Below are 26,736 nucleotides of genomic sequence, written 5' to 3'. Positions count from 1 at the left end.
TTTACTCTATATTTTGAATTTGTTCACGCATTTGCTCAATGAGAACCTTCATTTCCAATGCACTTTGAGTCAGAGCAATAGAATCCGATTTTGAACTTAAGGTATTCGCTTCACGATTTAATTCCTGCATTAGAAAATCCAGGCGTCGTCCAGAAGCTTCTGCATTCTCTAAAATTTTAGCAACTTCTTTCACATGAATCTGTAAACGTTCCAACTCTTCACTAACATCGGCACGCGCGATTAGTAAAGCCATTTCCTGCTCGAGACGTGTACTATCAATAGCTAATTGAAAATTAGCCAAGCGTGTTAGTAATTTATCACGGGTTTGCTCTACAGAGTTAGATGTCTGTTGCAAACTTGCTTTTATTTCTTTATCCAGTTTTCCCAAACGCAAGTCTAATTGCTTTTTCAAAGCTTGTCCTTCAGTTTTTCTTACGACAAGCAATTGCGTTAAGGCTTCTGCAAATAATTGTTCAGCTTCTTTTGCCAATAATTCTGCATCGGGTTGTGTTACATCAATAACACCAGGCCAAGCTATAATGGTACTGACTGATAAATCATTCGCAATCAATTTTTCAGCCGCTAATTTATCGCCTGCTGAAAGCAATTCATTAACCAATTTTTCATTAATAACAGCTGCCTGACTAGAACTCACAGTGGCTTGAAATTTTAATTGACACTCCACTTTACCACGGCTTATTTTATCACGCACCAGAGTACGTAACACAGGCTCTAAAAAGCGAAAAGAGTCTGGCATACGAAAACTGAGATCGAGATAACGGTGGTTTACGGATTTAATTTCCCAGCAGAAAACTCCAAGATCAAGTTGGCGTTGCACCCTGGCAAAAGCGGTCATACTGTGAGTCATAATAATACCAATTAATCCAAACGTGGGCGCGACTATATACTAAATTTGTACAAATGCAAAACTTCTTTTTTATTAACTATTGTATGCCTGGCAGGTGCATAGTATGCGTGAAAGGTTTATACTTGGTCATTTTATCGAGGATTAATCATGCGCCCGAGTAATCGTGAATCTAGTCAATTACGTCCCATAAAGATAACTCGAAATTACACCCAGCATGCTGAAGGTTCAGTGCTTGTTGAATTTGGTCAGACTCGTGTTTTATGCAATGCTTCAGTTATTGATGGGGTACCCAGATTTTTGAAAGGAAAAAATCAAGGTTGGGTTACTGCTGAATACGGCATGTTACCTCGTGCAACACATAGCCGCACTGAGCGTGAAGCCAGTAAAGGCAAGCAAGGCGGTCGAACTTTAGAAATTCAACGATTGATTGGACGCTCTCTTCGCACTTGCGTTGATCTAAAACTTCTTGGAGAAAATACCATCACTTTAGATTGTGATGTACTACAAGCAGATGGTGGGACACGTACTGCGGCAATTACCGGAGCATGTGTTGCATTAAAGGATGCCGTTGCATGGATGGTTGGACGTGAAAAATTACGCAAAATGCCTGCATTTAACTATGTGGCAGCCGTTTCGGTTGGAATTTATAGAGGTCAACCTGTCTTGGACTTGGATTATGCTGAAGATGTATTGGCTGAAACCGACATGAATGTTGTAATGAATGAAGAAGGACATTTTATTGAAGTACAGGGCACTGCCGAAGATAAAAGCTTTACCCGGGAACAGCTTAACAGTATGCTTTCTCTTGCCGAGGAAGGAATTAAGCAGCTACTTGAGATGCAGAAAAACGCCTAATCAAGTCGGATGATGTCATTCCCGTACAGACAGGAATGACATCAAACGCTGGACAGGGCAGGCGATACCCAAGTTCGGCTATTAATTGCTATCTAACCATTTTTTTGCTTAATTTAACCCTATGACCACCATCGCTGAAAGAGTACATTACATCCAGGATTTAATTCAATCCACAGCTCAATATTATCAGCGCTCGTCAAAAGAAATATTGCTTCTTGCTGTCAGTAAAGGTCATTCGGTTGAGAAAATTCAAGAAGCTTATCAAGCAGGTCTTAAACACTTCGGTGAAAATCAGTATCAAGAAGCCTGGCAGAAAATTCAAACACTCCATTCTTTGCCTATTTGCTGGCATTTTATAGGACCCATTCAAAGCAACAAAGCGAAAGGAATTACCCAGCACTTTCATTGGGTGCACAGTTTAAGCCGCAAAGATATTGCTGAGCTATTGAGTAAGCATCGCCCTGGCAATCTCCCCCCCCTTAGTGTTTGTTTGCAAATTAATCTTGATAATGAAGCCACTAAGACAGGTATTAAACCTGAAGAGGCCGCTGAATTTGCTGAATTCATTAGCAAGTTACCTCAGCTAAAACTGCGTGGCCTAATGGCTATTCCCATACTTCATCATGACGAGCAATTACAATATGAAAGTCTATTACGGTTGAACCATTTAATGAACGACCTTAATAAAACACTTCATCTGTCGATGGATACACTATCTATGGGTATGAGTGAAGACTTGATTGCAGCAATTCGAGCAGGTAGCACCATAGTACGCATTGGCCGGGCATTATTTGGTGAACGAATTTAAGGAACTCACATGAAAATTAGTTTCATAGGCTTTGGCAATATGGCTCAAGCGATTGCTAAAGGATTATTGGTGAATAAGAATTATCAAATTCTTGCAGCAAGCCCTTCTCTTCCTAACGGAGTTAATCAGGATGGTATTGTTACCTCTTCTAATAATCTGGAGATTATTCGTAATGCAGAGGTCATTATTCTGGCTGTTAAACCGGGTAAAGTGAGCGAGGTCTTGCAGGAGGTCGGTAATCATCTTCCAGATAACAGCCTACTCATTTCTATTGCAGCCGGCGTTAGGCTCGACTCTTTAGAAACATATTGTCGAACAGACCAAGCTATCATTCGCAGCATGCCGAATTTACCTATTGCTCTGGGAAAGGGCGCTACGCCACTGATAGCCAATGCGAAAATGAATGACAAACACCAACAGTGGGCTGAAAACATCTTTCAAAGTTTAGGCATCATCCATTGGACAATGAATGAAAAAGACCTAAATCCCTTTACCGCATTGTCAGGTAGCGGTCCTGCTTATGTTTTTCTGTTTATGGAAGCGATGATTGAGGCCGCTCAAAAATTAGGGCTTGATGAGGAAGTTGCTAGAACATTTACCCTGCAAACTGTCGATGGTGCATTAGCTTTGGCCTATAACGCGGATATAAGCAGCTTAAGACAGCAGGTTACCTCACCCGCAGGGACAACAGCCGCCGCTTTGGATATTTTACAGCAGCATCAGTTTAAAACATTAGTATTTAATGCTATGAAAGCGGCTGCTGAGCGAGCTGAAATTTTAAGTATTTAGTCAATTTTCTGTTAAGTACTTAAGAATATTTAGCCAATGCCTCAGGAATGCATCTATAATGCAATCATTTCGCCAAAAATCGCTTAATTATTGAGAGTAGATATGTCAGGTTTAATTACGGTAATTTATTTTTTAGTGAAATTATTTTTCAATCTAGTCCTTTTTGCGTTATGGATTAGGGTAGCTTTACGTTATTTTCAAGTGAGCATGCTTCATCCAGCAGGACAACTGATTTATCAACTCACTGATCCCATTGTTCGCCCCATTGAACGTTTAGTTTACCCCCCAAAAGCGCCTCCCAAACGCTATGATTGGGTCACTTTGGGATTAATCGTTCTCGTTGAGCTGTTGAAGTTTATCGTGATTGGGCTTCTTTTCTATGGCGTATTGTTACCCTTCTTTCATCTAATATTGTTTGCATTTGCGGATTTAATCATTCAAGTTTGCGACCTACTATTCTATATGCTCCTTATCCGAGTGCTTGTCAGTTTAATCAATCCCACGCGACAACATCCCTTTTTGGATATTATTAATTTAATTACTGATCCTTTGCTGGACTTGGGACGCTTTCTTGTACCCAATATTTCTGGCTTTGATTTTTCGCCCCTTATTATTATGGTTATTTTGAAGGTTATCGCGCTATTTATGGCCGCAACACTTCCTTTTAATCTGTAAGCAAAATTAGCCAAGGAGGGCTATACTTGAAGCAAGCAAAATCCAATGGATAATCACATGACTACGCACTGGACTCTATTCCTAGGCATCGCATCACTTGGTTTTTCCATAAACGCTTTTGCTGTGCAATCGATGTATTGCCCACAAAATCATGGCTACATCAATATAGGCATGTCGCCAGACCAAGTGTTAAATGCTTGTGGCCAACCTTTGAGTCGGCAAGAATCAAATACTCCGGTTATGCAAAAAGTTCCCGTTTTACAACTTCTCTATAATAACAAGGGCTCCCAGTCTGCTTTTTACGGCGTTTGGTCGTTGCCAGTAGGAGTGAATAGTGGTGCTCAGCTTGAAATCGATATCATTGACAATAAAGTAAGTGCTGTGCGACTTAATGGCTCGCAAACCAATGCTTTTTCAATTTGTGGTGGCTCAATGGTCCAAGTAGGCGACCCCGTGGGTAAAGTTTATGGTTCTTGTGGCAATCCTTCCCTGGTTAATAATACTTTTATCAATCAACCCATTCAAAGCAACCAAAAACCTGAAATTTGGGTTTATCAGGCCGATAAATTTCAAACGCCCTTCCGCTTGACTTTTGTTAATGGCAAATTACAATCCATCGATTAGATTACTGTTGGAATAGACCAATGAGCGAAACAATCGACGATTTGACGATTGCCTATAGTGAGAATGGCATCGACACTGTGAAAGAGCTGGACAAACATGTTTTGTCAAAAGGCGCATGGACAACAATCATGTTTCGTTACCAGGATTGGGACAATGCTAAACAGGATTTTGGTCCCGTAAAATATTCTATACGCCGCTACCAAAAGAAAAACAATCAATACTGGATGAAATCCAAGTTTAATATTTCTAGCGACGATCAAGCTCGCAAAATTATAGATGTTCTTAATGGCTGGATTGAAACTGAATCAAAATAATATTAAAACAGGCAGTTGCCTTATTTACCGCAACTGTCTGCACTATAGACTGCATCAGTGTTTGAACAGTAAACCTGCCCTGTTGGTCCAGAAGTCTGGGCTTCATTTCCAAAAAGAGTACCTCCCAGATAACCTAGAAATGACGGCAAAAACAAGAATATTGTCGCAATACAAGCTTGTCCAAGTGCTTGACCAACAGAGACTTGTGTTGGATTGTCTTTATGCTGTTTAAATTTCATCACAGCCACAATTGCAAATGCCAATCCACCTATATAACTCAGTGCAGTAATGAGTCTGGCAACACTGGTAAACGAATTTGTAATATTTGTAGTGACATCTCCGAAGCTTTGTGGTGTAGCAAGTGCTCCTAATAACCCTGGGAAAATTATTAATATAAGAAAAACTGCTGCTTTTATTAGCATTTTCATCCTAATAAATTATATCCTTTTAGATTAAATTATAGTGTGTATTTGAGTTTGTTTGACCGATAAGGAGGAATTTATCTCTTTTTTTGAATCCTTATTCAAACTCCTTTATAATCATTTTTCACCTAAGCCTCGGACGTCACTGGCATGAAATACAGCTCTATTCTCTTGTTTTTGTCGCTCGCGGTTATACTCTTTGCAGCCTATTCTTTTCTATCTCCAACTCATAAATTGCACGGGAGAGTGACGGAGCCTAAACCAATTATTGTAGAAACAGCCCCCGTTACTGAAAAAATACTTGCTGATCAATTTGAAACGATAGGAAGTCTTGCGAGTACAGATAACATTGATATTAGTTCTGAACTATCAGGCCAAATTGCCGCCATTTACTTTAAGCCCGGCACCCTTGTCAAAAAAGGAACCTTACTTATTCAGCTGGATGCGACTGTATTAAAAAGTGAATTAGCAAGTGCCAAAGCAAATTTAGCATTAAGTGAAACTAACTTTGAACGCACCAGTGAACTTGCCAAAAGAAAATTAGCTTCCGAACAAGCATTGGATCAAGCTCTTGCTGACTTACGCGGAAAACAAAACACCGTAAAAGCGAAACAAGCCCAACTTGAAAAACTGAGTTTGCGCGCTCCATTTACAGGCACACTGGGATCGCGACAAGTGAGCATTGGTCAATACGTTCGAGTAGGTCAACCTCTGGTGCGATTGATAGCTAACCAGAAATTGCGTGTTGAGTACACTCTTCCAGAGCGATATTTACCGCGAGTTCTGGAAGGACAACAGGTAACGGTGGTTTCCGATGCTTATCCTGACGAAGTTTATACAGGTTCTGTCAATTACATTGATCCCGCAGTAGATAAAGAGACGAGAACAATCGCCATCGAAGCACTCATTGATAATCCTGATAATTTGTTATCTGCAGGGTTATTTGTGCGAGTTAATCACGAGTTTGGAGAGAAAACAAAGCGTCTTTTGGTCCCAGAAGAAAGTCTAATCCCCACAATCAATGGTCAAAAAATCTTTATCGTTCGCAATGATAAAGCGATAGCTATACGGGTCAAAACTGGCGCCCATCATGGGGCCATGACGGAAATTTATAGTGGTTTAAGCGTTGATGATATTGTCATCGTTCGCGGTCAACACAAACTTAGGGAAGGTAGTCCAGTTATTGATATTCACCAAGGATAGAATCGATTGTGATTTTTTCAGAACTTTGCATTAAACGCCCTGTATTTACTGTCGTTTTATCATTAATGCTGGTGATAACTGGCATTTTACATTATCAGAAATTAGTTATCAGACATTTGCCTAATATTGACAAACCGGTCATCCATGTCGCCACCGATTATGAGGGTGCAAGCCCGGAGCTTGTCGAAAAGGAAATTACCATCCCCATAGAAAATGCGCTATCAGGTATTTCAGGTATCGATACCATACGTTCTACCAGTATGTTAGGTAAAAGTCGTATTAATATCGATTTTCAGCTTGGAATTGAAATTAACGAAACAATTAATGATATTCGTAATAAATTATCAGCACTACAAGCCAAACTCCCTCGAGAAAGTCACCCACCCTCGGTCAGTAAGAATGATGCTGACGCTAACCCGGTATTAATTTTGGGTTTTCATGATGAAACCAAAACCCCTTTGGAAATTACCGATTATGTTAATCGGTTTATTAAACCTGTTTTGCAGGAAGTTAAAGGTGTGGGCGAAGTGGTTTATCACGGTAGCCGCGATTATGCAGTTAAAATCTCCTTAGATCCGGTTAAGATGGCAGCACATCAAGTCACTGTTGCCCAGGTTAAAAAAGCGCTCGCTCAACAAAATATTGATGTTCCAAGTGGTCAAATTAAAAGTAGTAATCGTTTTTACACTGTTGTCACTCATGCCCGTTTACAAGATGCCCGGCACTTTTCTGATTTAGTGATTGCTCAACATAATAAGCAACAAATTCATTTAGGAGAAATTGCCTCAATCACTGTTGGCAGTGAACGTGAAGATAATATACTGCGAATTAATGGTAAACCGGCGGTAGGTCTTGCAATTCTGGCACAATCAACCGCAAATCCAGTTGATGTAGCCACGGAGATAAAAAAAGTCATTACAGCGTTGCAGTCTACTCTACCGCCTCATTTCAGAATTCAATTAGTCTTTGATTCAACGTCATTCATTCAGCAATCCATTCATGAAGTTTATAAAACTTTTCTTGAAGCCGTTTTATTTGTAGCCATTGTTGTCTTTTTATTCATTGGAAATTTACGGGCTGCGACAATTCCTATTATTACCATTCCGATTTGTCTTATCAGTACTTTTTGGCCCATGCATTTACTTGGATTTGAACTGAATATTATCACGCTATTGGCGATGGTCTTAGCGATTGGCCTGGTTGTCGATGATGCAATCGTGGTTTTGGAAAATTGCCATCGTCATATGCAAACTGGCTTATCGGCCAAAGATGCAGCAATTAAAGGTAGTAATGAAATTATCTTTGTGATTTTGGCAATGACCATTACATTGGCAGCTGTTTATGCACCCATGGGGTTTGTTTCCGGATTCACAGGTAAATTATTTTTACAATTTGGGATTACCTTAGCCGTTAGTGTCCTTATTTCAGGACTTATTGCATTAAGTTTGTCTCCAATGATGTGTTCAAAATTATTAACCTACAAAGAGAGCGGTTATAGCCGCTGGCTTACCAAGCAGTTTGACAAGCTTGGTTCTCATTATGTCCAGAGTTTAAATCTTTCACTGAAACATCCCTTTATTGTGGGTATGGTATTAGCAGTATGTTGTTTTATCGGTCTTCTTTGTTATTGGCAATTAGGTGCTGAACTTGCTCCTGTTGAAGATCAGGGATATATCATTGGCTTTCTTTCCTCACCTACAAACTCAAGTACTCGCTACACCGATCAATACACCCGGGAGCTGGAAGCCATTTATGAAAAAATTCCTGAAAAGGCTGCTTATCTTAGCTCTGTGCGCTCGACCTCCGCGTTTACTTTGTTGAAACTTACGCCATGGGGTGAGCGTAATCGACGTCAAAAAGAAATCAGTAATGACTTAAGCGAACAAATGCAAAAAATTACTGGAGTCAATGTTTTCCCTGTCAGCCCAAACCCTTTAGGCCAACGTACTGGCAACAGCCAATTTAGTTTGGCTCTCATTGGGAATACTTCTTACTTAAGATTAAATGAGATAAGCAGCGAGATTGTTAAAGCCTTGGATGATTATCCTGGGCTTAGGCATATTAGAAATACCCTCGCTCTTGATAGTGAACAAATTGACATTGAAATTGATAGGCAACTGGCTGCAGATTTGGATGTGAATCTAGCCGATGTCGCAGAGTTACTATCAACCATGTTGGGTGGTAGTAATCCGGTTAATTTTACCTATGAAGGGCAAGCTTACAAAGTTATTTTGCAGGTTCAACAAGCTGAACGTCGAGACATAGCCGTACTCAATAAACTGTATGTTCAAAGCGGTCGCGGAAGAATGATTCCTCTCTCCACATTAGTAAATATCAGTAATAATATTGGTCCTGATAGTTTGCCACATTTAAATCGAATGCGAAGTGCGATAATTAGTGCTGAACTTGGGCCTGATGCACATCTGGATGAAGTCATTAAAGACGTGAAAAAATTGCTTCATACTAAATTACCTGACGATATCCAGTATCGTTTTACAGGCGTTGTGAAAGATTATTTGGAATCTGCTGGTAGCAGTGTCTATGCATTTTTGCTTGCTCTATTATTTATTTACTTGGTACTAGCCGCTCAATTTGAAAGTTTTATTGATCCCTTCATTGTACTTTTAAGTGTACCTTTAAGTTTGGTAGGTGCCGTACTTACGCTGCTTCTATTTCACCAAAGTTTATCTATCTACAGCACGATTGGAATTCTTACATTAATAGGTCTTGTCACCAAACATGGCATTATGATTACTGAGTTTGCCAATCAACAAATCAGTCTAGGGAAAGAGCGAATCCCCGCAGTCCTTGAGGGTGCACGTATTCGTCTTCGCCCCATTTTAATGACTACATCGGCGATGGTTCTTGGAGCTTTTCCTTTAGCAATAGCTACGGGGGCTGGCAGTGAAAGCCGCCAGCTGTTGGGCTTAGTGATTATCGGTGGCATGTTGGTGGGGACTTTATTTTCTTTATATATAGTGCCCTTTGCTTATCTGATTATCTCTAGGCGACACACCAAAAAAGTCAGCGAAACAATGCAAAGCCCAATAAGCGCGCATCCCTTGGCTCAATTCAACAGAATAGAAAAATAATCGCTCAGCGCCACAATTTCACAACTCTAACTTCAAAGATGCTTCGTTAGTTTCCGAGGTTTGTTTCGACTTGAAAAAACGATAAGAATGCTGATACGACACTTCGCCGGGTTTGATTAATTTGACAATATCCTGGCGATCAATAATTTCAGCAAGCTCAAGTGGCGAAATGGAGATTTTGTCTTCAGCCATACTTTTGCGCTCAAGGAATTGCTCCATTTTAGACACAATAATTCCTTCATTAGATTTATCTTTTTTAATACATGCCTCAATTAATTGTCTCAGTTCAACTTTATTGGTTACATGGGGAATATTGAATTTTATATTCTTTTCCAGCATTAATTTTATAAAGTCTATATCACCCCCTTGAATGGCAATATGAGCTGGGGTAATTCCATTGAGAGCCCTATCCCAATTCACATCAAGTTCATATAGCGTCGTTAGCACATTGAGCATCTTCTCTTTAATTGCTACATGAACAAGAGTTTCTTGCTGTGCATTTAAGCTCTCAAAATTAACACCATACTCATAAAGTTTTTGAATCACATTGACGCGTCCATATCGAACGGCAGCAAAAACAGGGGTTGTTCCCTTGATATCCGCTTGATTGAGGTTAACATTATAGTCATGAAGCTTTTCAAGGATAGCAACCTGGCCTTGTATTGCAGCAGTCACAGTGAGAAGACTTCCTTTCGCACTCGGTTTGTCAAGGTCAACACCACACTCATAAAGTTGCTCAATAACAGCAACACGGCCAAAATAGACTGCCAGGAAGGCTGGTGTTAAACCTTGTTTATCAGGCTTGTTAACATCGACTTTACATTCGTGAAATTTCTTAATGACGGCGGCGTGGCCATTTGTTGCAGCCTTAAAAACAGGAGTTACGCCTTTATCATCTGCTTTATCAAGCTCAACACCACATTTATAAAGCGCTTCAATGGCCGCAGCATGGCCATTTTGCGCAGCAATATAAGCAGGAGTTACTCCCCTTGTATCAGCCTTATTAAGGTCAGCACCACATTGATAAAGCGCTTCAATGACTGCAGCATCACCTTTTTGAGCAGCAGTATACGCGGGGGTTTCACCTCTAATGGTACAGCAATTAAGCTTAGCTTGGCATTGATGAAGTTTTATAATGACATCAATATGCCCATTATCAACAGCGACATGCAAAGGAGATGCACCCTCTTTGTTTGCTTTATCAATATCAGCGCCAAGTTTATAAAGGGTTTCAATGACATCGGCATAACCTTTTTGCGCCGCAATAAAAGTGGGGGTTGAGCCCTTTAAATTTTCTTTATCAAGGTCAGCACCGAATTTATCAAGTGTTTCAATGACAGCGATGTTGCGGTTATATGCTGCAATAAAGATGGGGGTTGCACCTTTCTTATCTGCTTTATTAAGATCAGCACCACATTTATGAAGTGTTTCAATGATTGCGAGATTGCCAACATCTGCAGCGACAAAAACGGGCGTTATTCCTTTATCATCAGCTTTATTAAGATCAGCACCATATTTATAAAGCCTTTCAAGGACTTCCCCGTGTCCATTTTCAGCAGCGATATAGGCAGGGGTTGTCCCCTGTTTCTCTGCTTTATTAAAATCAGCGCCACATTCGTAGAGTTTATCAAGTACAGCAACGTGACCATTTTGGGCTGCTATATAGACAGGAGTAAATCCTTTAGTTGTTGATGCATTAGGATCTGCGCCATATTCATAAAGCTTGGCCAGCACATTGACATGACCTTTATATGCTGCAATAAAGAAAGGAGTTGCACCGCTGGGTTTCGCCCTATGAAGCTCAGCTTTACATTCGTGAAGTTTTATAATGACATCAACACACCCCTTTTCGGCCGCAATATAAGCAGGCGTTCCCCCATTTAAGGTGGGTTTATCAAGGTCAGCACCATATTCATGAAGTTTTGCAATTAGATTGGCATGGCCATTTTGGGCTGCGATATAGGCAGGAGTAGCACCTTTCGTGTTTGGTTTATGAATATCAGCCTTGCATTCATGGAGTTTTACAATTACGGCGACATGGCCATTTTCTGCAGCAACGTAGGCAGGTGTGTTCCCTTCATTTGTTGCCTGATTAAGATTAGCATTATATTGGTAAAATTTATCAATCAAACCTATATGTCCATGTGCAGCAGCAATATAGGTCGGTGTGGCACCGTATGAATTTGGCTTATCAAAGTCAGCCCCTAGCTGATGCAGAAACTCGACAGAATTAAGATCACCGAGGACTGTAACAATATGGGTTAAATTTAAATCAGTATTGCCTGTACCGTTAGAAAACTTATTAACAATCGCACAAAAACGATCAAAATTTTTTTTACCGGACCCTATTGCAGAATGTTTTTTGTTATAAAAATGAGAAATTTTTGTATAGTTACGTATAAAGTTGTCAGTAAATTTGTAGTCATTGATGGTGAGTTTAAGAAATGACTTGGTATGATCAAGATCGGTTAAAATAAATTCTAGTAAGGTTTGAGGTTTTCCTGAACTTTTGGGTATTGCCCTGGTTTGCGTCAGTATTTTTGTAAATTCAAAAACAGAAAGCACAATAGCCAATCTTTTTTCTGAAAAATTGTTCATTAACTCCTGCAATGCATTTTCTTCTGGGGATAACTGAATTTCTTTCTTCTTTTGTGGTTCTTTTTTTTCAGAAGAGAGTTGAGTGTTCTTTTTCTTTTTAAGAGATGGCGGCGGCTCTTCCTTCGGAGATTCTATTTTTTGGATGTTTTCTTTTTCTTGCGTTTTATTGTCTCCAACAATAGAAATGGTGGGATTGATAAGCCCTTGTTGGAAGGTCTTAAATTCGCTCTTGGTGCGACCCAGTACGTTTAAAAAAATGTCGAGTGCCTGAGAGGCATTCCCCTGCTGTAACAGTTTTCTCGCCTCATCTTCCCAGTCTTGTGGGGTTGATTGATGGAGAGGAACCTGAGATGGCACAGGTTGTTTGTAGTCATTGTTAAACGTAGGTAATAAGGCGTCATACATCGCTTTGGTGGGATGCTTTTTATCCTGCACCACAATTAATTTACGTTTCGCTCGCGTGACTGCAGTAATCAAGCGGTTAAAATAAGGCAGACAAGAGTCATCCCCCTCCCCTGCTTTGGCGCGATGGGTTGTGGTATTGGCTATGCTTTGGTTGTCTTTCAGTTTTGTACAGGCAACTGTACTGTCTTTGACATCAAGAGGGCGCCATACAAGGATGGCGTCATACTCCAGTCCTTTAATTTGTTCTGGCGTAAAGACTAAGGGCGTTTTAAATGCTTTTTTTGCCTCATCCACAAACTCAGGGAAAGTAACGACAGCAAACCTGGTATTTTTTGCGGCCTCTTGTTGCAACGCCTCAAGCTCTTTGCTGTAACTATCAATCCACAACAACTCCCCTTGATCATCGTCTTCTTTGGCCGACACGATGTGAGCAAGTTCACCTTTATCAGCAGCCCCACCAGTGACTTGGTATTTCAGTTGAATCAGCATATTGGTGACATTCACAACAGCTTGCGAACAACGGTAACTCCCCGACAGCTGATGCGCGTTAAACTCTTTCTCATTCCTATAAAATAGCTGGCTTAAAAACGGTAAACGCGATTTGCCATCGAAAAGAATTTGATGGTCGCCTAAGAAATAAACAAGATTTCCCGCCGACAAGTGATAAAGACTTTCAAGTTGGGCATAGGAAAAATCCTGCGCTTCATCCACCAATATCATCGGATAGGGTTGCAGCGTTGAAATTGGGGTGAGTTCGCTAGCAATGTAATGACTAAGGAAGTCTTGATAGAATTGGCAGATTATCAAGCGTTGCTCTTTACTGACATTACTTTGACGACTTCCTAAACCAAGGTAATCTTCCTGCGTGTAACCTGAACGAATTCTAAATTCATGCCAGAGTTCTTCTGCGCTAAAGCTGTTATTTAACACCTTGTATCTCGGGTGTTTGCTAACCTTGTTTAACCACTCACTAAACAAGGCATAATTCGCCAGGGATTTTTCTTTGTCGTCGACAACATGCTTTTTAAATAATTCCTCATAGGTGGTGAAATTCACGCAATCCCGGTGAGGATTCTCTACCGTGCTCTCCCACTGCGATTTCATGTCCGCAACCAAAGAGGCTGAGCGACTTACATAAAGAACAGGCGCAGGTTCATGCAGACTCATCCGCTTGACGTAATCATGAAGGGCTAAGAACGCAACACAGGTTTTACCAGAACCTGCAGGCCCATATACCACAGCGGGCAGTCTGGCATGCACCGCTTGTTCTTGCGCCTCACTTAGACAAATGAAATTCTCTTTGTAGTAATCAAAGGCAATTACCCGACTCTTTTCTTTCTTAGGCGGTAAGCGTCGTTCGAGCTCGTCACTACTGCAACGCTCTGCCTCTAACTTCTCCGCAATTTTAATGTCAACGGGGCAGTTATCTAACTTGCCTAGAAACGTTTTTAACAAGCCGGGATTTCTGATGTAGCGGTTCTTGTGGTAATCGTGATTGTAGACGGGATCTAATAAACATAATTTCCCCTGATGGGTCGTGAACAACAAACGCGTCTCCCTATTCACGCGAATGCTGAAAATCGTGACTCCTTTAACCCCTTGAAGCTCCTCCAAATCAAGGCTTTTATAATCCCCTGATAATAACTGCTCTATCTCCGTCTTGAATGTCGATAATAAATCCTCTTTGCCTACAATTTCTCGCCAGTAATAAATGTCACTCATGATATTCAAATAAAAATCAAATTGATTTATATTAATCCGGCGTGCGAGATTATTGTATGGGTGAAACTACCCACACTCCTTTGCATGTCCTGTAAATTCATCTTTCATTGGTTTGCCATTAAAGACACATGTTGTCGATATTAAAGGCTGCAACGGATTTAATAAAAAGATCTGATTTTAATCTAAAAGATCGCTATGGCATGTGTTTCGTTTTAGCTTGAAGGCTAGCCCTCTATGCACGAAACGCCCGAATATTTTGATTTCTCTCAACTCTCTTCTGAAGAGATTGCCCGCCTGCTTGATACTTACAACATTCGCCTGACTACTAATGAAGCGCTGACCATCCAAAATAAGCTGTTAGAACGTCCACCTACTTATGCGGAATGTGTATTGTGGTCAATCCACGGTTCTGAGCACTGTTCTTATAAAAGTAGCCGTAAACACTTAAGCCGTTTTAATACGAAAGCACCTCAGGTTATTCTCGGGCCGAAAGAGGATGCGGGAATTGTTGCTGTTGCAACTGACAAGCAAGGCAAGCGTTATGGCATTTTTATAAGTCATGAATCCCACAATCACCCTTCGCAACTTGTGCCTTATGAAGGCGCTGCAACAGGTGTGGGTGGTAATGTTAGAGACGTCTGCTGCATGGGCGCTGAAGTCATTGCTGTGGCTGATTCTTTACGCTTTGGCGATATCAATAGAGCAAAAACAAAATGGATTCATGATGGTGTTGTGCGAGGTATCGGCGGCTATGCCAACCCTTTGGGTATTCCAAATCTGGCAGGCGATACTTACTATGATGAAGGTTATAATGAGAATGGTCTCGTTACTGTAGTTACCTTAGGCGTCGTCCGCGAAGATCAGATAATTCATTCCTACGCCCCTCCCAATGCAACAAATTATAAATTTATTTTAATTGGAAAGCCTACTGATAACAGTGGTTTTGGTGGAGCTGCTTTTGCCTCATCAACATTAGGTGAAGAGCAGGAAAGAAACAAAGGCGCCGTTCAAGAGCCTAATGCTTTTTTACAGCGTCATGTGCTTAAAGCAAATTATGCATTTTTCGAACTCCTTCGTGAGCGAAACTTAATCGACCAGGTTGGGTTTAAGGATTTAGGTGCTGGTGGAATTGCGTGTGCCAGGGTTGTGGCAGCAAAAACATTATTACCGGTATTAGGTGTCCCCATGCCTTCCTCTACCTTTACAGATGGGTTAGATGCTCTTCTTTCGATAGTACAAATGCCCGCAGGTAATCCAGTAGGAACCTTGGCTGTGGGGAAAGCAGGCGCGATTAATGCCGCTATTTTTGCAGCAACCATCCTTGGCAATCAATACCCTGAATACCGCACTGCCGTGCAAAAATATCGTGCCAAGCAAGCACAAAAAGTGCTGGAGAATTCTGAAATTAAGGGGTAGTTAATGATTGTTGTTGTCTGTTTTTAAGAGCCAGAACATACCTACTACCTAGTCTCGCGGCTTGTCCGCGGGACGTAGGATTAGAATGGCCTGAATACCGCACTGCCATACAAAAATATCGTGCCAAACAAGCACAAAAAGTACCCGATTAAGAAATTAATCGAATATGGTTAATCCTTTACCCAACTCACATTGGATTTGCATGTTTTTTACTTTGCGCTAATCTTCAGCGCGCATCACGGTAATATCAAGTGATGCCTGACCATCCGCTTTCAAATTATATTTGCTGAAAGTAAATGATGGCTTATTCGGCAAAGAGGGATCATTCAGAGAAAAATGCCGGTCTGAGGCTGTAATACGTTGATTTGCAATTACCATCACAGCATTCGGTTTAACCGATGTGATAATTTCTGGCAAGCTATTCTCTGAGCTGCAATTTTTTAGATTCCATACAAAAGTCAGCTGTTTACCAGTTGCAACTGCATTGGCCATCTCTGCAAATGAAACTAGCTCTCCTGCATGGATACCAATACTCACCATAGCGAATATCAAAGTCAATAATTTCTTCATTGCATCCTCTTCAAAACAATTCCTGTTAAATTTCTCTGCCTTTTTTGCAGCGTAAGTATTGTAATTGTTAACCTATAAAAAGTCCTCGATTATAAAGCAGTAAATTTATCTGCTACACTAATTAATTCACTCATAAGATAAAGGATTATCTAATGCGTCAAATACTTTTTCTTTTCATGATTTTATTCTCTCCGTTCTGTCTAGCAGAAGAGGTTCGTGAAATTGCCATTACTATTGATGACTTGCCCTTAGTTGGTGGACGAATGGATACCCCAGGAAATCAGCAAAGAGCAACCGAGCGCTTTATGAAAATCGTCAAAGCATTGACTGACTATAATGTGCCTGCCACTGGCTTTGTCATTGCCGGCTCTATCGCAAAAGGAGAAATGTCTTTTTTAGAGCAATTTCGTCAGGCTGGATTTATGTTAGGTAATCATACCTATTCTCACTATAACTTAAATCAAATGAGTGCTGATAAATACATAGGCGATATTGATAAAGCCGATAAAAAATTAACCTCTATTTTAACGGAACCAAAGTATTTTCGTTACCCTTATCTGGCAGAGGGCAGCAACCAAAAGAAACAGAAGGTACTGGATTATTTGGCCACTCATAATTACATCGTGGCACCAGTCACAATCGATAGTCTTGATTTTAGGTTCAACGAAAAAATCTACAGAGTTCCTTATCGCCAACGAGAAGCTTATATCCAGAAGCTTAAACCTCAGTATCTCGCATTCATATGGAAGCAAACACAACGAGCAGAAAAAAGAGCCAATGGAAAACCAGTTAAACAAATTTTATTGATTCATGCGAACATACTGAATAGCTATTTACTTGGCGACATCTTACAAATGTACAAGGACAATGGTTATAAATTTATAAGCTTAACTGAGGCACTTAAAAATCCCGCGCCGACAATTACTTTTTCAGCAGCACCCTCAAATGAGCAGCAAACAGAGGGTGATTTTTCCTTGTGGGACGAGGAGGACAGTGAGGATTAATACTCACTAAACTGTCAATCTATAGATGATAGCAGTATATATAAAAACAATGCTTTTACTGAGATTACTTAAGTTTACGTTAGAGACATTGTACTCTTGTCATTATTTGCTTGTATATGTTGCTGAGCTTCCGCTATAAGATTTTTCAACGCAGGAGTATCGTCAGCGTATACCTCCATTGAAACGTGAAGCAAAGAGTTGTTATTTAAAATTGCTGTTGCTATTGCACTTCTATCTCCAGGTTGTAAACGGCAATCCCATAATTTTAATACTAACATTTGCGTATTATTATTAATAATATGGACTAAACGTGCCACATCATCTGGATAAAAAGGGAACGTATCAAAAACAGCTAGCGTGGTATGGGGATCATTAGCTTCCAGTAATGTTAATAAACGTTCTTTGCCTTCCATTACTTGATTTTTTGTAACTCTAAACATGATAACTCCTGTTTATCAGTCATTAAAAAGAAATTAACCTTTTAGCACCTTAGCTGAATATTCATTTGCATAATTGTGAACTAATACTTCGATTTTGTTCATACTGCGAATAAGTCCACTTTTCGTGAATATACCATACACTTTACCAGCCTGCTGTTCAGCACGAGAATTTGCCTCTCTTACCTGGCCAATTAACTGTGTTAGTTCATCAACATTCTTCGCTAGATTTATTTTTTCTTTAAACTCCAGTGCGATTGCGAGTTTGTTCTTGGTTAACACGTCGTTACGAAAAACTCTACTAATAAAACTTAAATCGTCTTTACTATCACTACGACCGCGCGCAAGAAAGCCTTTGCTAATGTAGCTCTCAAATTCTCTCTCTTAAATCGGCAGGTATTTCTTGAGCGATTTCAAGTTCTCCTGCGCTTAAATACTCAACATCATCAGATGTAAGGGCCAAGGGCGTTTTTGCAAAACCTTCAATATGCTTGGGGGCATAGCTATCGTTAAAATAGGTTAGATAACGCTGCCATGCGGCTTCTCGGCGTGCACTAAATTCTGGATCAATAGCCGCTTGTTGTTTAAAAAATTGATTATAATTTGGAGGTAATGCTAATTTACCATTTTCAGGTACGGAAACATTGTAATCAGGTACTAAATTTAAGGTATACTGAGCAGGTCCAATAACCTCATGAAGACTATGAAAACCTCCACCTACAATATAGCTGGCTACAGCAGCTAAATAGTTCTTTTTTAATTCCTCATTTTCAAAATTTGCTACTACCTCCATTTGACCTAAGAACATCGAAGTCATGCCAGAAGGGCCAGCCACATAGACAGCATGATTTTCAATTAAATCAACTACATAGGGTGAAGAAAGATTAGCACCTTGATTTTTACAGTCTGTTGCCCACTGGCTTCTATGAGTAGGAAAACCAACCTCGTATTCTCTTTGGCTATTTAGCATGAGCCCCAATTGATGTGTACGTTCAGAAGACATATAGCCTTCTCTACCTCGGTTACCCCAAGCAGTATACAATCGTGAGTTATACATCTTGGCATCTGCAACGCAGGATCGTAAACTCTGTCCTTCCCATCCGTTTGCGATTCCTTTAGTAAAAAATTCTTTTGGGTCTCCTCTCCAAAATTCTTTTACTATGTCTGCAAATTTACCTACAGGTTCTCTAGCTGGAGCTGTTTTAATAGGCACGCTACGATAGATTTTTTGTGCAAACTTAAAATGAATAAACATTATTTGTATTAAGTCTTCAGGGTTATTCTCCATCAAGGTTTTTTTAATACCTTCTACAGTAGGAGTATCTTTATTATCATATCCTCCTAAAGCAATTACATGGTCTTCTTGTGTGAAAATTGAAAGATAATTGCTAAATTTACTGTATTCGTCCCATTTTTCCATTTCATCAATCATTTTTACTAATTCGGCCGATACCCTACCAACCGCTTCCATCATTGCTTGGGTTGGCTTCTGTAATAAAAGGATAGCAAGTTCTGATTCAGCACGTCGTGCTAATGGATTTTCAAATTTTCTTGGGCCGTTTGCTTGGTAAAATCGCTGTTTATTATATCTTTTGCAAGTTCCTTAACTTGAATACTAATTTGTCGCGGCAAATCAGATAGGTTTCCTAAATAGCTAGCAACCCTGGTGATATCCTGCTCGTGATTTTCCATATCAACTTTAATTTTCTCAATACAAGAAACCAGTTTAGCATGCCCAATGTTGTCTTCCTCAGAAAGACTTTATTTTATCTTTTGTAACAGGACAATTGCGTAAGAATAAGCCTCTGTTTTTGATTTAAATTGCATGGTTATCCAACAAAATATAGTCTTTAATATATTGTTATGATAGACAAAAATTGTTAATAGAATATTAATTGACCTAATTTTAACAGGACTGTTTGCTTTTTGATTTCGAGAGGGGTTTCTTTGTATAATTTTGGCCACTCTATTTCGTTGAGTTAAGAAGTATGCAGCAGTTTTTTAATGATGTTCGTCAATTACCTGGAAATAACAAATTAAATATTTTTGCCTTGTTCATTGCAAAATTATCACAGTTTGCATGTCGAAAACCTGATGATGCATTTCTTCTTAAGTCATTGATAAATGAGGTTAAAGTATTATTTCACAACCATGAACAACAGCTTGGAGTATTTGTATTTACTCTGCAGCAGAATCTAAAACAATATCCTAAGATTTCTGATGAATTATCTCTGTTTATTCTAGATGTTATTGAAAGTATGCAACTCGATGCGTGTAAAGAATATTTCGCAAACGAGTCACCGACTAAAGATGACCTTCAATGTCGTATTGGGCGAATTTTTGAATCTTATTTAGCCGTTGACATACTCTTAAATCCAGGTGCAAACACCTGGAGGACAGTCAATAAAGTGAGTATTAATTTAATAGAGTTTATTGAAAAAAATTATGAGGCAGATGCTTTTAAAACTTTTCTAAGCAACTTAGGGGCTGAAGAAGAATCTCCAGAAGCACCTAATCTTGCCTTGGCCTTTGGTCATTTTGACCATAAGCCGACCATCGAAGAGGTCATTGGAACACTTCAGGAATCAAAACATTTTGCTCGTATTATGTTGATTCATTTTATGTTTATGCGCGATGTTTATTCAGGATTTACACTTTCCTCAAAACGTGAATGTACCATTCAGCAATTTGAGTATGGAGGCGATTTTAAAAAATTTTTAGAAAAAAATAAAAAAGGCGATATGCGCTATTTCTTTTGGAATTATCCAAAATTTCCTCTTTATAGTGACAGAGGGCGTAGTGTATTTGTTGATTCTCTGTCAAAACGATTAGGCATCTGCGTTGATGAAGAAGACAGAGCAGAGTTTCCTATGGCACAAACAGCCTGGTGCCCTGATGCCATCTGCCAAGAAGCCGATTTAAATTCACCTTACGTGCAGTCATTAATAGCGCGGGATATCCCTTATGTTGCAGGCCCATCGGGAATGACCTCCGTTTTAAGCGGAACGATGCTATTTTTTGGTCAATTCAATAATTTGGACGATCACCATTACTACATTCTTGCTATCATGGCTTTCATTACTGGCGGTGGTTTGCACAGTATCCACGAGGTACTTACCGTCCCTCATGTACGCTTAGGCTTGCTCAGAAATTACAAAGCATTTGGTCAACAAGCTGGCAATTACAATGATTTCTTTTCTCTATTTAGTTCTGATGCAATCATCAGCAATAACATTGACAAGGCTTGGAAATCAACGATTAATTGGCTATGCCAACGTTATCCTGAACTAGTGACGCTCAATATCAACATCCCTCAGAATGATAGTAACCAAAATGAGAATCAACGAAATACTGGCTGTATTATTTTCTAATTCTTTAAGAAGAGTTGCTAGCTATCTTTTGATAGCCAGCAATTTTATTCAGAAGTAGCAACCCAGACCATCAAATCCGATAATTTGGCATTGTTTGAGCAGGGAATCATCAAGTTGATAAACAGTAGCTCCATAATTAGCAATTATCTTCCCAGTTTTTGTTTGGCTTAATGCAGGCTGTAAATAGGTTGTCTTCAAGGTACATGATTTCTTCAATTGAACCCATCGCAATTTTCCTAGAGTCACTACTCCACTTTTCGGTTGATATACATCTTTTCCACACAAAGATAATTTAAGATCATTTACTTTGGGTGCGGTGAGGATTAAATCATAATTAGCGATAGCAGCCTTAATCGCATTTTCAGCATTCAAAATTCCATGTCCACAAGGCTTTGTTCCTTTGCATGAATTGTTTGCATCGGCAGTTTGACCAAAATCATGCGTGGTTGCATATAGTATTTGCTCTACCTTTTCAGGTTTAATGGCACCATCATTGACAGCAAAAATTAATCCAGCAACACCTGCCACGTGAGGTGAAGCCATACTCGTTCCCTGGTAGAAATCAAATCCCGAATTTTGATAGCCTCCACCTGGATTCACAGTCGATAAAATTCCCCCTTTTTTACCATAACTAAGATCCCCACCTGGAGCCGCAAATGAAATACTCGGACCGTAGTTTGAATAATAAGAGCGAAGACCTGCAGGCCCTGTTGCGGCAACTTTGATAGTGCTATTGCATACAGCAGGGGCATTATAATGTTCCCATTGATTATCATTTCCAGCAGCTACAGAAATGACCGCTCCTTTTTTTCGAGCATAAAAAATTGCCTCTTGTAAAGCTTCATCGCAATGATCGATTTCTTTACCGGGGCGTTCATCAACACCAAAACTCATATTGAGAACTTTTGCTGGATAGGAATTAGCGGGGACACCAGGTACATCTCCTCCCACAGCCCAATAAATAGCATTAATAACCTGACTTTCATAAAACATACCAGACCTGTCAGGAATCTTTAACGGCAATATTTTTAAATCTTCTCCCATCCCCATCATGACAGCACCGTAACCTGCAATAGTTCCTGCCACATGGGTACCGTGATAAGAACCTGTTTCATCATTAATGTTGCGGTTATTGGCTGCAAAGTTCCAACCCCATACATTCCCTTGCTGATCTTTGACAAGATTATTTATCAAGCTTGGATTTAGCGCGACCCCTGTATCAAGCACAGCGACAACGATTGGTTTTGAGGCATGACCTGTTGTATAAGACCAAGCACCATCGCGATGTCCCGGAGCCGACTCCAGCATAACACCAGCAGGAGGAGTAAATTCATCCCATTGAGAGTCATGAGATAGAAGTGACAGTGTCGAAGAAAGATTCGGTTGTGTTGGCAATGGTTTGAAATGCCCCATTCGGTCCTCTACTGCATAAGCAATATTGGGATTTTGCTTTAATTGATTGATAATTTTTATCATTAAATTGCTTTTTGCTTTATGACTTAAACTCTTTGTTTCATAGACAAGAGAATAAGCCCCTCCTGCCATTGGTCTTAGAGAATGAACAGGCAAATGAGCGTCTTGGCTGAGTTTAATTTTTAATGCCGTAAATGCGGCCGGTCTTTCTTTGTACTTAATGATAAGATGAATTGTATTGTCATTCGCTATTGCAGTTGTTGCGCAAGCGAGAAGAGTGAAACCTACAAATCCTGATTGGTAAAACATGCATTCCTCCTTTGCATTGAGTTTCAAAAGATAGTATGCAGAAGAAAATTGAAAGCGGGAAGTAGGCGAGTTATCGATGATTTGTGAAGATTCTGGATTGCTTAGCGTTGCTCACGATAACAGATCTCCTTACAGTCACAGGATCATGTCATTGCGAGCGCCGTAAAGCAACCCGAAAATAATTATTGATTAATAACGATAATGCTCAGGTTTAAAAGGCCCATCTACGGAAACGCCAAGATAATCAGCCTGTTCTTGATTAAGTTTGGTCAATTTCGCCCCTATTTTTGCTAAGTGCAATCGCGCTACTTTTTCATCCAGATGTTTAGGTAGAACATACACTTGATTGTCATAATTCTGGCTATGCTGGAACAATTCAACTTGAGCCAAGACTTGGTTAGTAAATGACGTTGACATCACAAAACTGGGATGGCCTGTTGCACAACCTAAGTTAACCAAGCGACCTTCTGCAAGAATAATTAAGCGCTTGCCATTAGGAAATATTACATGATCCACCTGAGGCTTGATATTTTCCCAGGTATATTGGCGCAAACTCTGAATATCTATTTCAGAATCGAAATGACCAATATTGCATAAAATGGCTTGATGCTTCATACGCAACATATGAGCATGCGTAACAACATGATAGTTCCCCGTTGCGGTTACAACGATATCGACTTGCTCAGCAACATCATCCAGGGTAACCACACGATAACCTTCCATTGCAGCCTGCAGCGCACAGATAGGGTCGATTTCACTAATGCAAACAGTAGCGCCTTGTCCACGTAATGCCTGTGCACATCCTTTGCCCACATCTCCATAGCCTAAAATAAGTGCAACTTTACCTGCCACCATGACATCAGTAGCTCGTTTTAGACCATCTAATAATGATTCTCGGCAACCATACAAATTATCAAATTTAGACTTGGTTACTGAATCATTGACATTGATAGCAGGAATCTTCAACTGGTCTTTTTTAGCCATTTCATAAAGTCTGGCAACACCGGTCGTGGTTTCTTCAGAAACTCCTTTGATATCAGCAAACATCTCAGGGTATTTTTGATGAATAAGTAATGTTAAATCACCACCATCGTCCAAAAGCATATTAGGGGTCCAGCCATTAGGACCACGCAACGTTTGTTCAACACACCACCAATATTCATCTTCTGTCTCACCCTTCCAGGCAAATACGGGTACCCCTGCTGCAGCAATCGCCGCTGCCGCATGATCCTGGGTAGAAAAAATATTACAGGAAGACCATCTTACTTCAGCCCCCAAGGCTTGCAATGTTTCTATCAGAACTGCTGTCTGAATCGTCATGTGCAAACAACCTGCTATTCGCGCACCTTTCAAAGGTTTCTGATTGGCAAATTCTTCACGCAAAGCCATTAATCCAGGCATTTCAGTTTCGGCAATTGCAATCTCTTTACGCCCCCAGGCAGCCAGTGACAAATCAGCAACTTTATAATCTTTGGCTGAAGCAGTTTGCTTAATCGTCATATTCGCATGTTCCATAGTTTATCCTTTTTAGTGCCTAATAAATTATAAGGCTTTGCTTAAAACAGCAACTTTATCTAAGCGCTCCCAAGGAAACTCTTCTCGGCCATAGTGACCATAGCTTGCTGTTTGACGGTAAATAGGACGCAAAAGATTATGATGATTGATGATCCCTTGTGGTGTTAAATCAAAATGGGTATTAATCAAATCAATAATTTCCGCATCAGGGAGTCGACCAGTATTATAAGTATCAATGCTAATTGAGGTAGGCTCTGCTACACCAATAGCATAGGATACTTGTAATTCACATTTATCCGCGATACCTGCAGCAACAATATTTTTAGCAACATGGCGAGCAGCGTAAGCGGCTGAGCGATCCACCTTGGAGGGGTCTTTACCCGAAAAACATCCTCCACCATGGCGTGCCATACCGCCGTATGTGTCTACAATAATTTTTCTACCTGTTAAACCGCAGTCGCCAAGTGGCCCACCGATAACAAATCGGCCCGTTGGATTAATAAAATAACGCGTGTCAGAAGAAAGCCATTCAACAGGTAATACCGGTTTAATAATTTCTTCACGAACTGCTTCAACCAACTCTTCATGACTAATATCAGGCGAATGCTGAGTAGAAAAAACAATTGTATCAATACCAACCGGCTTCCCTTGGGCATATTTCAATGTAAGCTGGCATTTAGCATCAGGACGTAACCAAGGAAGCTTGTTTTCTTTTCTTAAAGACGCTTGTTTTGCCATAAGACGGTGTGAATATGCGATGGGAGCAGGCATATACACATCTGTTTCCTTGCTCGCATAGCCAAACATCAGACCTTGATCGCCAGCGCCAAGAATCTTGGTTTCAGCATTATCGACACCCCGAGAAATATCAGGAGATTGTTTACCAATGGCACTTAAAACAGCGCAAGATGCCCAGTCAAATCCCATTTCTGAACTGTTATAGCCAATATCTTTAATCACTTCGCGAACAATTTCTTCAACGTCCACCCAAGCACTGGTTGTTATTTCACCACCAACCAAGACCATGCCGGTTTTTACAAAAGTTTCGCAGGCCACACGTGCTCTAGCATCTTTAGTTAAAATTGCATCAAGAATAGCATCTGAAATTTGGTCTGCTATTTTGTCAGGATGTCCCTCTGAAACAGATTCGGAGGTAAATACATGAAAATCACTCACACTGTGTCCTCTTTAATTGATTTGACTGCATCATTGAAATAAATTGATCAAAAATAACCATTATATCATGAGGGCCAGGACTAGCTTCTGGATGCCCCTGAAAACCTAAAGCCGGCCTCTCTTTGTGCTTAATCCCTTGCAAACTTTGATCAAACAATGAACGATGTGTTACTTGTAAACAATCAGGCAATGACGATTCCTCGATAGTAAAGCCATGATTTTGACTGGTAATAAAAACGCGTTGGTCCCCATTCGTTTCAATGACCGGATGATTTGCGCCATGATGCCCAAACTTCATCTTTATTGATTTAGCACCACACGCCAACGCTAAAATTTGAAAGCCTAAACAAATACCTAAAATAGGAACGCCTTCTTGCAAAAATTGACTGGTTGCCGTGATTGCATAATCACAAGCCAGCGGGTCTCCTGGACCATTCGATAGGAAAATACCATCAGGATTCAGTGCCATAGCCTCAGAAACGCTTGATTTTGCCGGCACAATAGTTATATAACAACCTTTATCATGCAGAATCCGAAGGATGTTATGCTTCACCCCAAAATCATAAGCAACAACATGAAATTGATTGGGTTTAGATTCATTACCCCAAACTCCCCTTCCTTCATGCCAGCGTTCAATCGTTTGTCTTGAAACTTCACAGGCTAAATCCATACCTTCCAAACCAGCAAACGATTTTGCTTTTTGGATAGCTAATTCTGGTTCTTGAACATTCGTACTAATGCAAGCCGCTATTGCCCCTTGTTCACTCAGCCGAAGTGTCAATTGTCGAGTATCAATGCCCGCAATTGCTACCACTCCGTGTTTTTTTAACCACTCAGGCAATGACTGTTCAGCACGGTAATTACTGGGACGAAAAGAGCACTCTCGCATTACCAGTCCTGAAGCCCATACCCGTGATGACTCCATATCTTGCGAATTACAACCGGTATTCCCTACATGGGCAGTAGTTAATGTAATAATTTGTTTGGTATAGGAGGGATCGGTGAGCATCTCTTGATAGCCAGTCATAGCTGTATTAAAAACCAATTCGCCGATACAATCACCACTGGCACCCATGGATATGCCTTGAAAGACAGTTCCATCGGAAAGAACTAAAATCGCTGGTTTATTGAACATAAGAGACTCTTTAGT

General features: G+C 40.2%; 22 protein-coding genes. 11 read left to right on the top strand and 11 right to left on the bottom strand.

The features are described from left to right. Position 1: 1 nt before the first annotated feature. A complete protein-coding gene (locus LHA_RS03220; protein ID WP_045105256.1) occupies positions 2-868 on the bottom strand; it encodes a YicC/YloC family endoribonuclease in 867 nt (288 codons plus the stop codon). Positions 869-1,015: 147 nt separating this feature from the next. On the opposite strand from LHA_RS03220, the gene rph reads away from it, so the two are divergent. The 6 genes from rph (at position 1,016) to LHA_RS03190 (ending at position 4,933) form a co-directional block, all read left to right on the top strand. Then, positions 1,016-1,723, top strand: coding sequence for a ribonuclease PH (rph, locus tag LHA_RS03215; RefSeq protein WP_045105255.1), 708 nt, complete (start codon positions 1,016-1,018; stop codon positions 1,721-1,723). Between the two features lie 121 nt (positions 1,724-1,844). After that, the gene (locus tag LHA_RS03210) at positions 1,845-2,531 is read left to right on the top strand and encodes a YggS family pyridoxal phosphate-dependent enzyme (protein WP_045105254.1); all 687 of its coding nucleotides are present in this window, start codon (positions 1,845-1,847) and stop codon (positions 2,529-2,531) included. 9 nt (positions 2,532-2,540) lie between these two features. Beyond that, positions 2,541-3,320, top strand: a complete 780-nt coding sequence (gene proC / locus LHA_RS03205; RefSeq protein ID WP_045105253.1) for a pyrroline-5-carboxylate reductase — start codon at positions 2,541-2,543, stop codon at positions 3,318-3,320. A gap of 102 nt (positions 3,321-3,422) precedes the next feature. Further along, positions 3,423-3,995, top strand: a complete 573-nt coding sequence (locus LHA_RS03200) for a YggT family protein (protein ID WP_045105252.1) — start codon at positions 3,423-3,425, stop codon at positions 3,993-3,995. 57 nt (positions 3,996-4,052) lie between these two features. Then, positions 4,053-4,619, top strand: a complete 567-nt coding sequence (locus tag LHA_RS03195) for a DUF2845 domain-containing protein (RefSeq protein WP_045107373.1) — start codon at positions 4,053-4,055, stop codon at positions 4,617-4,619. A gap of 20 nt (positions 4,620-4,639) precedes the next feature. Next, positions 4,640-4,933 (top strand): hypothetical protein, encoded by a 294-nt coding sequence (locus LHA_RS03190; RefSeq protein ID WP_045105251.1) that lies wholly within the window; start codon positions 4,640-4,642, stop codon positions 4,931-4,933. A gap of 20 nt (positions 4,934-4,953) precedes the next feature. Here LHA_RS03190 and LHA_RS03185 read toward each other — a convergent pair whose 3' ends face one another. Next, the gene (locus tag LHA_RS03185) at positions 4,954-5,355 is read right to left on the bottom strand and encodes a type IV secretion protein IcmD (RefSeq protein WP_147292388.1); all 402 of its coding nucleotides are present in this window, start codon (positions 5,353-5,355) and stop codon (positions 4,954-4,956) included. Between the two features lie 246 nt (positions 5,356-5,601). On the opposite strand from LHA_RS03185, the gene LHA_RS03180 reads away from it, so the two are divergent. Both LHA_RS03180 and LHA_RS03175 read left to right on the top strand, forming a co-directional pair. Beyond that, positions 5,602-6,558 carry an efflux RND transporter periplasmic adaptor subunit gene (locus tag LHA_RS03180; protein ID WP_052673568.1) on the top strand — a complete coding sequence of 319 codons (957 nt, stop codon included), beginning with the start codon at positions 5,602-5,604 and terminating at the stop codon, positions 6,556-6,558. A gap of 8 nt (positions 6,559-6,566) precedes the next feature. Beyond that, positions 6,567-9,650: an efflux RND transporter permease subunit gene (locus tag LHA_RS03175; RefSeq protein WP_052673567.1), complete on the top strand. Its 3,084-nt coding sequence runs from the start codon at positions 6,567-6,569 to the stop codon at positions 9,648-9,650. Positions 9,651-9,668: 18 nt separating this feature from the next. Here the strand turns inward: LHA_RS03175 and LHA_RS03170 are convergent, their stop codons facing one another. Further along, the gene (locus LHA_RS03170; RefSeq protein ID WP_045105250.1) at positions 9,669-14,375 is read right to left on the bottom strand and encodes an ankyrin repeat domain-containing protein; all 4,707 of its coding nucleotides are present in this window, start codon (positions 14,373-14,375) and stop codon (positions 9,669-9,671) included. A gap of 234 nt (positions 14,376-14,609) precedes the next feature. Here LHA_RS03170 and LHA_RS17550 point away from each other — a divergent pair, with 234 nt between their 5' ends. Then, positions 14,610-15,791, top strand: coding sequence for an AIR carboxylase family protein (locus tag LHA_RS17550; protein ID WP_082060270.1), 1,182 nt, complete (start codon positions 14,610-14,612; stop codon positions 15,789-15,791). A 219-nt stretch (positions 15,792-16,010) separates the two neighbouring features. On the opposite strand, the gene LHA_RS03160 is transcribed toward LHA_RS17550, so the two are convergent. Then, positions 16,011-16,361, bottom strand: coding sequence for a VirK family protein (locus LHA_RS03160; RefSeq protein ID WP_045107368.1), 351 nt, complete (start codon positions 16,359-16,361; stop codon positions 16,011-16,013). Between the two features lie 152 nt (positions 16,362-16,513). On the opposite strand from LHA_RS03160, the gene LHA_RS03155 reads away from it, so the two are divergent. Continuing rightward, a complete protein-coding gene (locus tag LHA_RS03155) occupies positions 16,514-17,365 on the top strand; it encodes a polysaccharide deacetylase family protein (RefSeq protein ID WP_045105249.1) in 852 nt (283 codons plus the stop codon). A 74-nt stretch (positions 17,366-17,439) separates the two neighbouring features. Here LHA_RS03155 and LHA_RS03150 read toward each other — a convergent pair whose 3' ends face one another. From LHA_RS03150 to LHA_RS03140, 3 genes are all read right to left on the bottom strand, one after another. After that, positions 17,440-17,805, bottom strand: a complete 366-nt coding sequence (locus LHA_RS03150; RefSeq protein ID WP_045105248.1) for a hypothetical protein — start codon at positions 17,803-17,805, stop codon at positions 17,440-17,442. A gap of 33 nt (positions 17,806-17,838) precedes the next feature. Further along, on the bottom strand, positions 17,839-18,084 hold the full coding sequence (locus LHA_RS03145) for a hypothetical protein (protein WP_045105247.1): 246 nt from the start codon (positions 18,082-18,084) through the stop codon (positions 17,839-17,841). Between the two features lie 88 nt (positions 18,085-18,172). Further along, positions 18,173-19,276, bottom strand: a complete 1,104-nt coding sequence (locus tag LHA_RS03140) for a hypothetical protein (protein ID WP_231861967.1) — start codon at positions 19,274-19,276, stop codon at positions 18,173-18,175. A gap of 514 nt (positions 19,277-19,790) precedes the next feature. Between LHA_RS03140 and LHA_RS03135 the strand changes: the two genes are divergently transcribed. Beyond that, positions 19,791-21,173 (top strand): hypothetical protein, encoded by a 1,383-nt coding sequence (locus LHA_RS03135; RefSeq protein WP_045105245.1) that lies wholly within the window; start codon positions 19,791-19,793, stop codon positions 21,171-21,173. Between the two features lie 48 nt (positions 21,174-21,221). Here the strand turns inward: LHA_RS03135 and LHA_RS03130 are convergent, their stop codons facing one another. The 4 genes from LHA_RS03130 to carA form a co-directional block, all read right to left on the bottom strand. Further along, on the bottom strand, positions 21,222-22,895 hold the full coding sequence (locus LHA_RS03130) for a S8 family serine peptidase (protein WP_045105244.1): 1,674 nt from the start codon (positions 22,893-22,895) through the stop codon (positions 21,222-21,224). Between the two features lie 189 nt (positions 22,896-23,084). Further along, the gene (gene ahcY / locus LHA_RS03125) at positions 23,085-24,410 is read right to left on the bottom strand and encodes an adenosylhomocysteinase (RefSeq protein ID WP_045105243.1); all 1,326 of its coding nucleotides are present in this window, start codon (positions 24,408-24,410) and stop codon (positions 23,085-23,087) included. Positions 24,411-24,437: 27 nt separating this feature from the next. Beyond that, positions 24,438-25,586, bottom strand: coding sequence for a methionine adenosyltransferase (metK, locus tag LHA_RS03120; protein ID WP_045105242.1), 1,149 nt, complete (start codon positions 25,584-25,586; stop codon positions 24,438-24,440). Continuing rightward, positions 25,579-26,721, bottom strand: a complete 1,143-nt coding sequence (gene carA, locus LHA_RS03115) for a glutamine-hydrolyzing carbamoyl-phosphate synthase small subunit (protein ID WP_045105241.1) — start codon at positions 26,719-26,721, stop codon at positions 25,579-25,581. The genes metK and carA overlap by 8 nt, the downstream gene beginning before the upstream one ends. Between the last annotated feature and the right edge of the window lie 15 nt (positions 26,722-26,736).

It is taken from the genome of Legionella hackeliae, from assembly GCF_000953655.1.
Taxonomy (GTDB): domain Bacteria; phylum Pseudomonadota; class Gammaproteobacteria; order Legionellales; family Legionellaceae; genus Tatlockia; species Tatlockia hackeliae.
The sequence above is the reverse complement of the archived record's forward strand: the minus strand, read 5'-3'. Positions and strand labels throughout refer to the sequence as shown.

What these genes read in the sequence shown, in the direction of transcription:
- proC (WP_045105253.1), top strand. Translation starts at nt 2,541, where the DNA reads ATGAAAATTAGTTTCATAGGCTTTGGCAATATGGCTCAAGCGATTGCT.
- LHA_RS03195 (WP_045107373.1), top strand. Translation starts at nt 4,053, where the DNA reads ATGACTACGCACTGGACTCTATTCCTAGGCATCGCATCACTTGGTTTT.
- LHA_RS03170 (WP_045105250.1), bottom strand. Translation starts at nt 14,375, where the DNA reads ATGAGTGACATTTATTACTGGCGAGAAATTGTAGGCAAAGAGGATTTA.
- LHA_RS03160 (WP_045107368.1), bottom strand. Translation starts at nt 16,361, where the DNA reads ATGAAGAAATTATTGACTTTGATATTCGCTATGGTGAGTATTGGTATC.
- LHA_RS03135 (WP_045105245.1), top strand. Translation starts at nt 19,791, where the DNA reads ATGCAGCAGTTTTTTAATGATGTTCGTCAATTACCTGGAAATAACAAA.
- LHA_RS03200 (WP_045105252.1), top strand. Translation starts at nt 3,423, where the DNA reads ATGTCAGGTTTAATTACGGTAATTTATTTTTTAGTGAAATTATTTTTC.
- LHA_RS03210 (WP_045105254.1), top strand. Translation starts at nt 1,845, where the DNA reads ATGACCACCATCGCTGAAAGAGTACATTACATCCAGGATTTAATTCAA.
- ahcY (WP_045105243.1), bottom strand. Translation starts at nt 24,410, where the DNA reads ATGGAACATGCGAATATGACGATTAAGCAAACTGCTTCAGCCAAAGAT.
- rph (WP_045105255.1), top strand. Translation starts at nt 1,016, where the DNA reads ATGCGCCCGAGTAATCGTGAATCTAGTCAATTACGTCCCATAAAGATA.
- carA (WP_045105241.1), bottom strand. Translation starts at nt 26,721, where the DNA reads ATGTTCAATAAACCAGCGATTTTAGTTCTTTCCGATGGAACTGTCTTT.
- LHA_RS03130 (WP_045105244.1), bottom strand. Translation starts at nt 22,895, where the DNA reads ATGTTTTACCAATCAGGATTTGTAGGTTTCACTCTTCTCGCTTGCGCA.
- LHA_RS03220 (WP_045105256.1), bottom strand. Translation starts at nt 868, where the DNA reads ATGACTCACAGTATGACCGCTTTTGCCAGGGTGCAACGCCAACTTGAT.
- LHA_RS03150 (WP_045105248.1), bottom strand. Translation starts at nt 17,805, where the DNA reads ATGTTTAGAGTTACAAAAAATCAAGTAATGGAAGGCAAAGAACGTTTA.
- LHA_RS17550 (WP_082060270.1), top strand. Translation starts at nt 14,610, where the DNA reads ATGCACGAAACGCCCGAATATTTTGATTTCTCTCAACTCTCTTCTGAA.
- LHA_RS03140 (WP_231861967.1), bottom strand. Translation starts at nt 19,276, where the DNA reads ATGATGGAAGCGGTTGGTAGGGTATCGGCCGAATTAGTAAAAATGATT.
- LHA_RS03155 (WP_045105249.1), top strand. Translation starts at nt 16,514, where the DNA reads ATGCGTCAAATACTTTTTCTTTTCATGATTTTATTCTCTCCGTTCTGT.
- LHA_RS03190 (WP_045105251.1), top strand. Translation starts at nt 4,640, where the DNA reads ATGAGCGAAACAATCGACGATTTGACGATTGCCTATAGTGAGAATGGC.
- LHA_RS03185 (WP_147292388.1), bottom strand. Translation starts at nt 5,355, where the DNA reads ATGCTAATAAAAGCAGCAGTTTTTCTTATATTAATAATTTTCCCAGGG.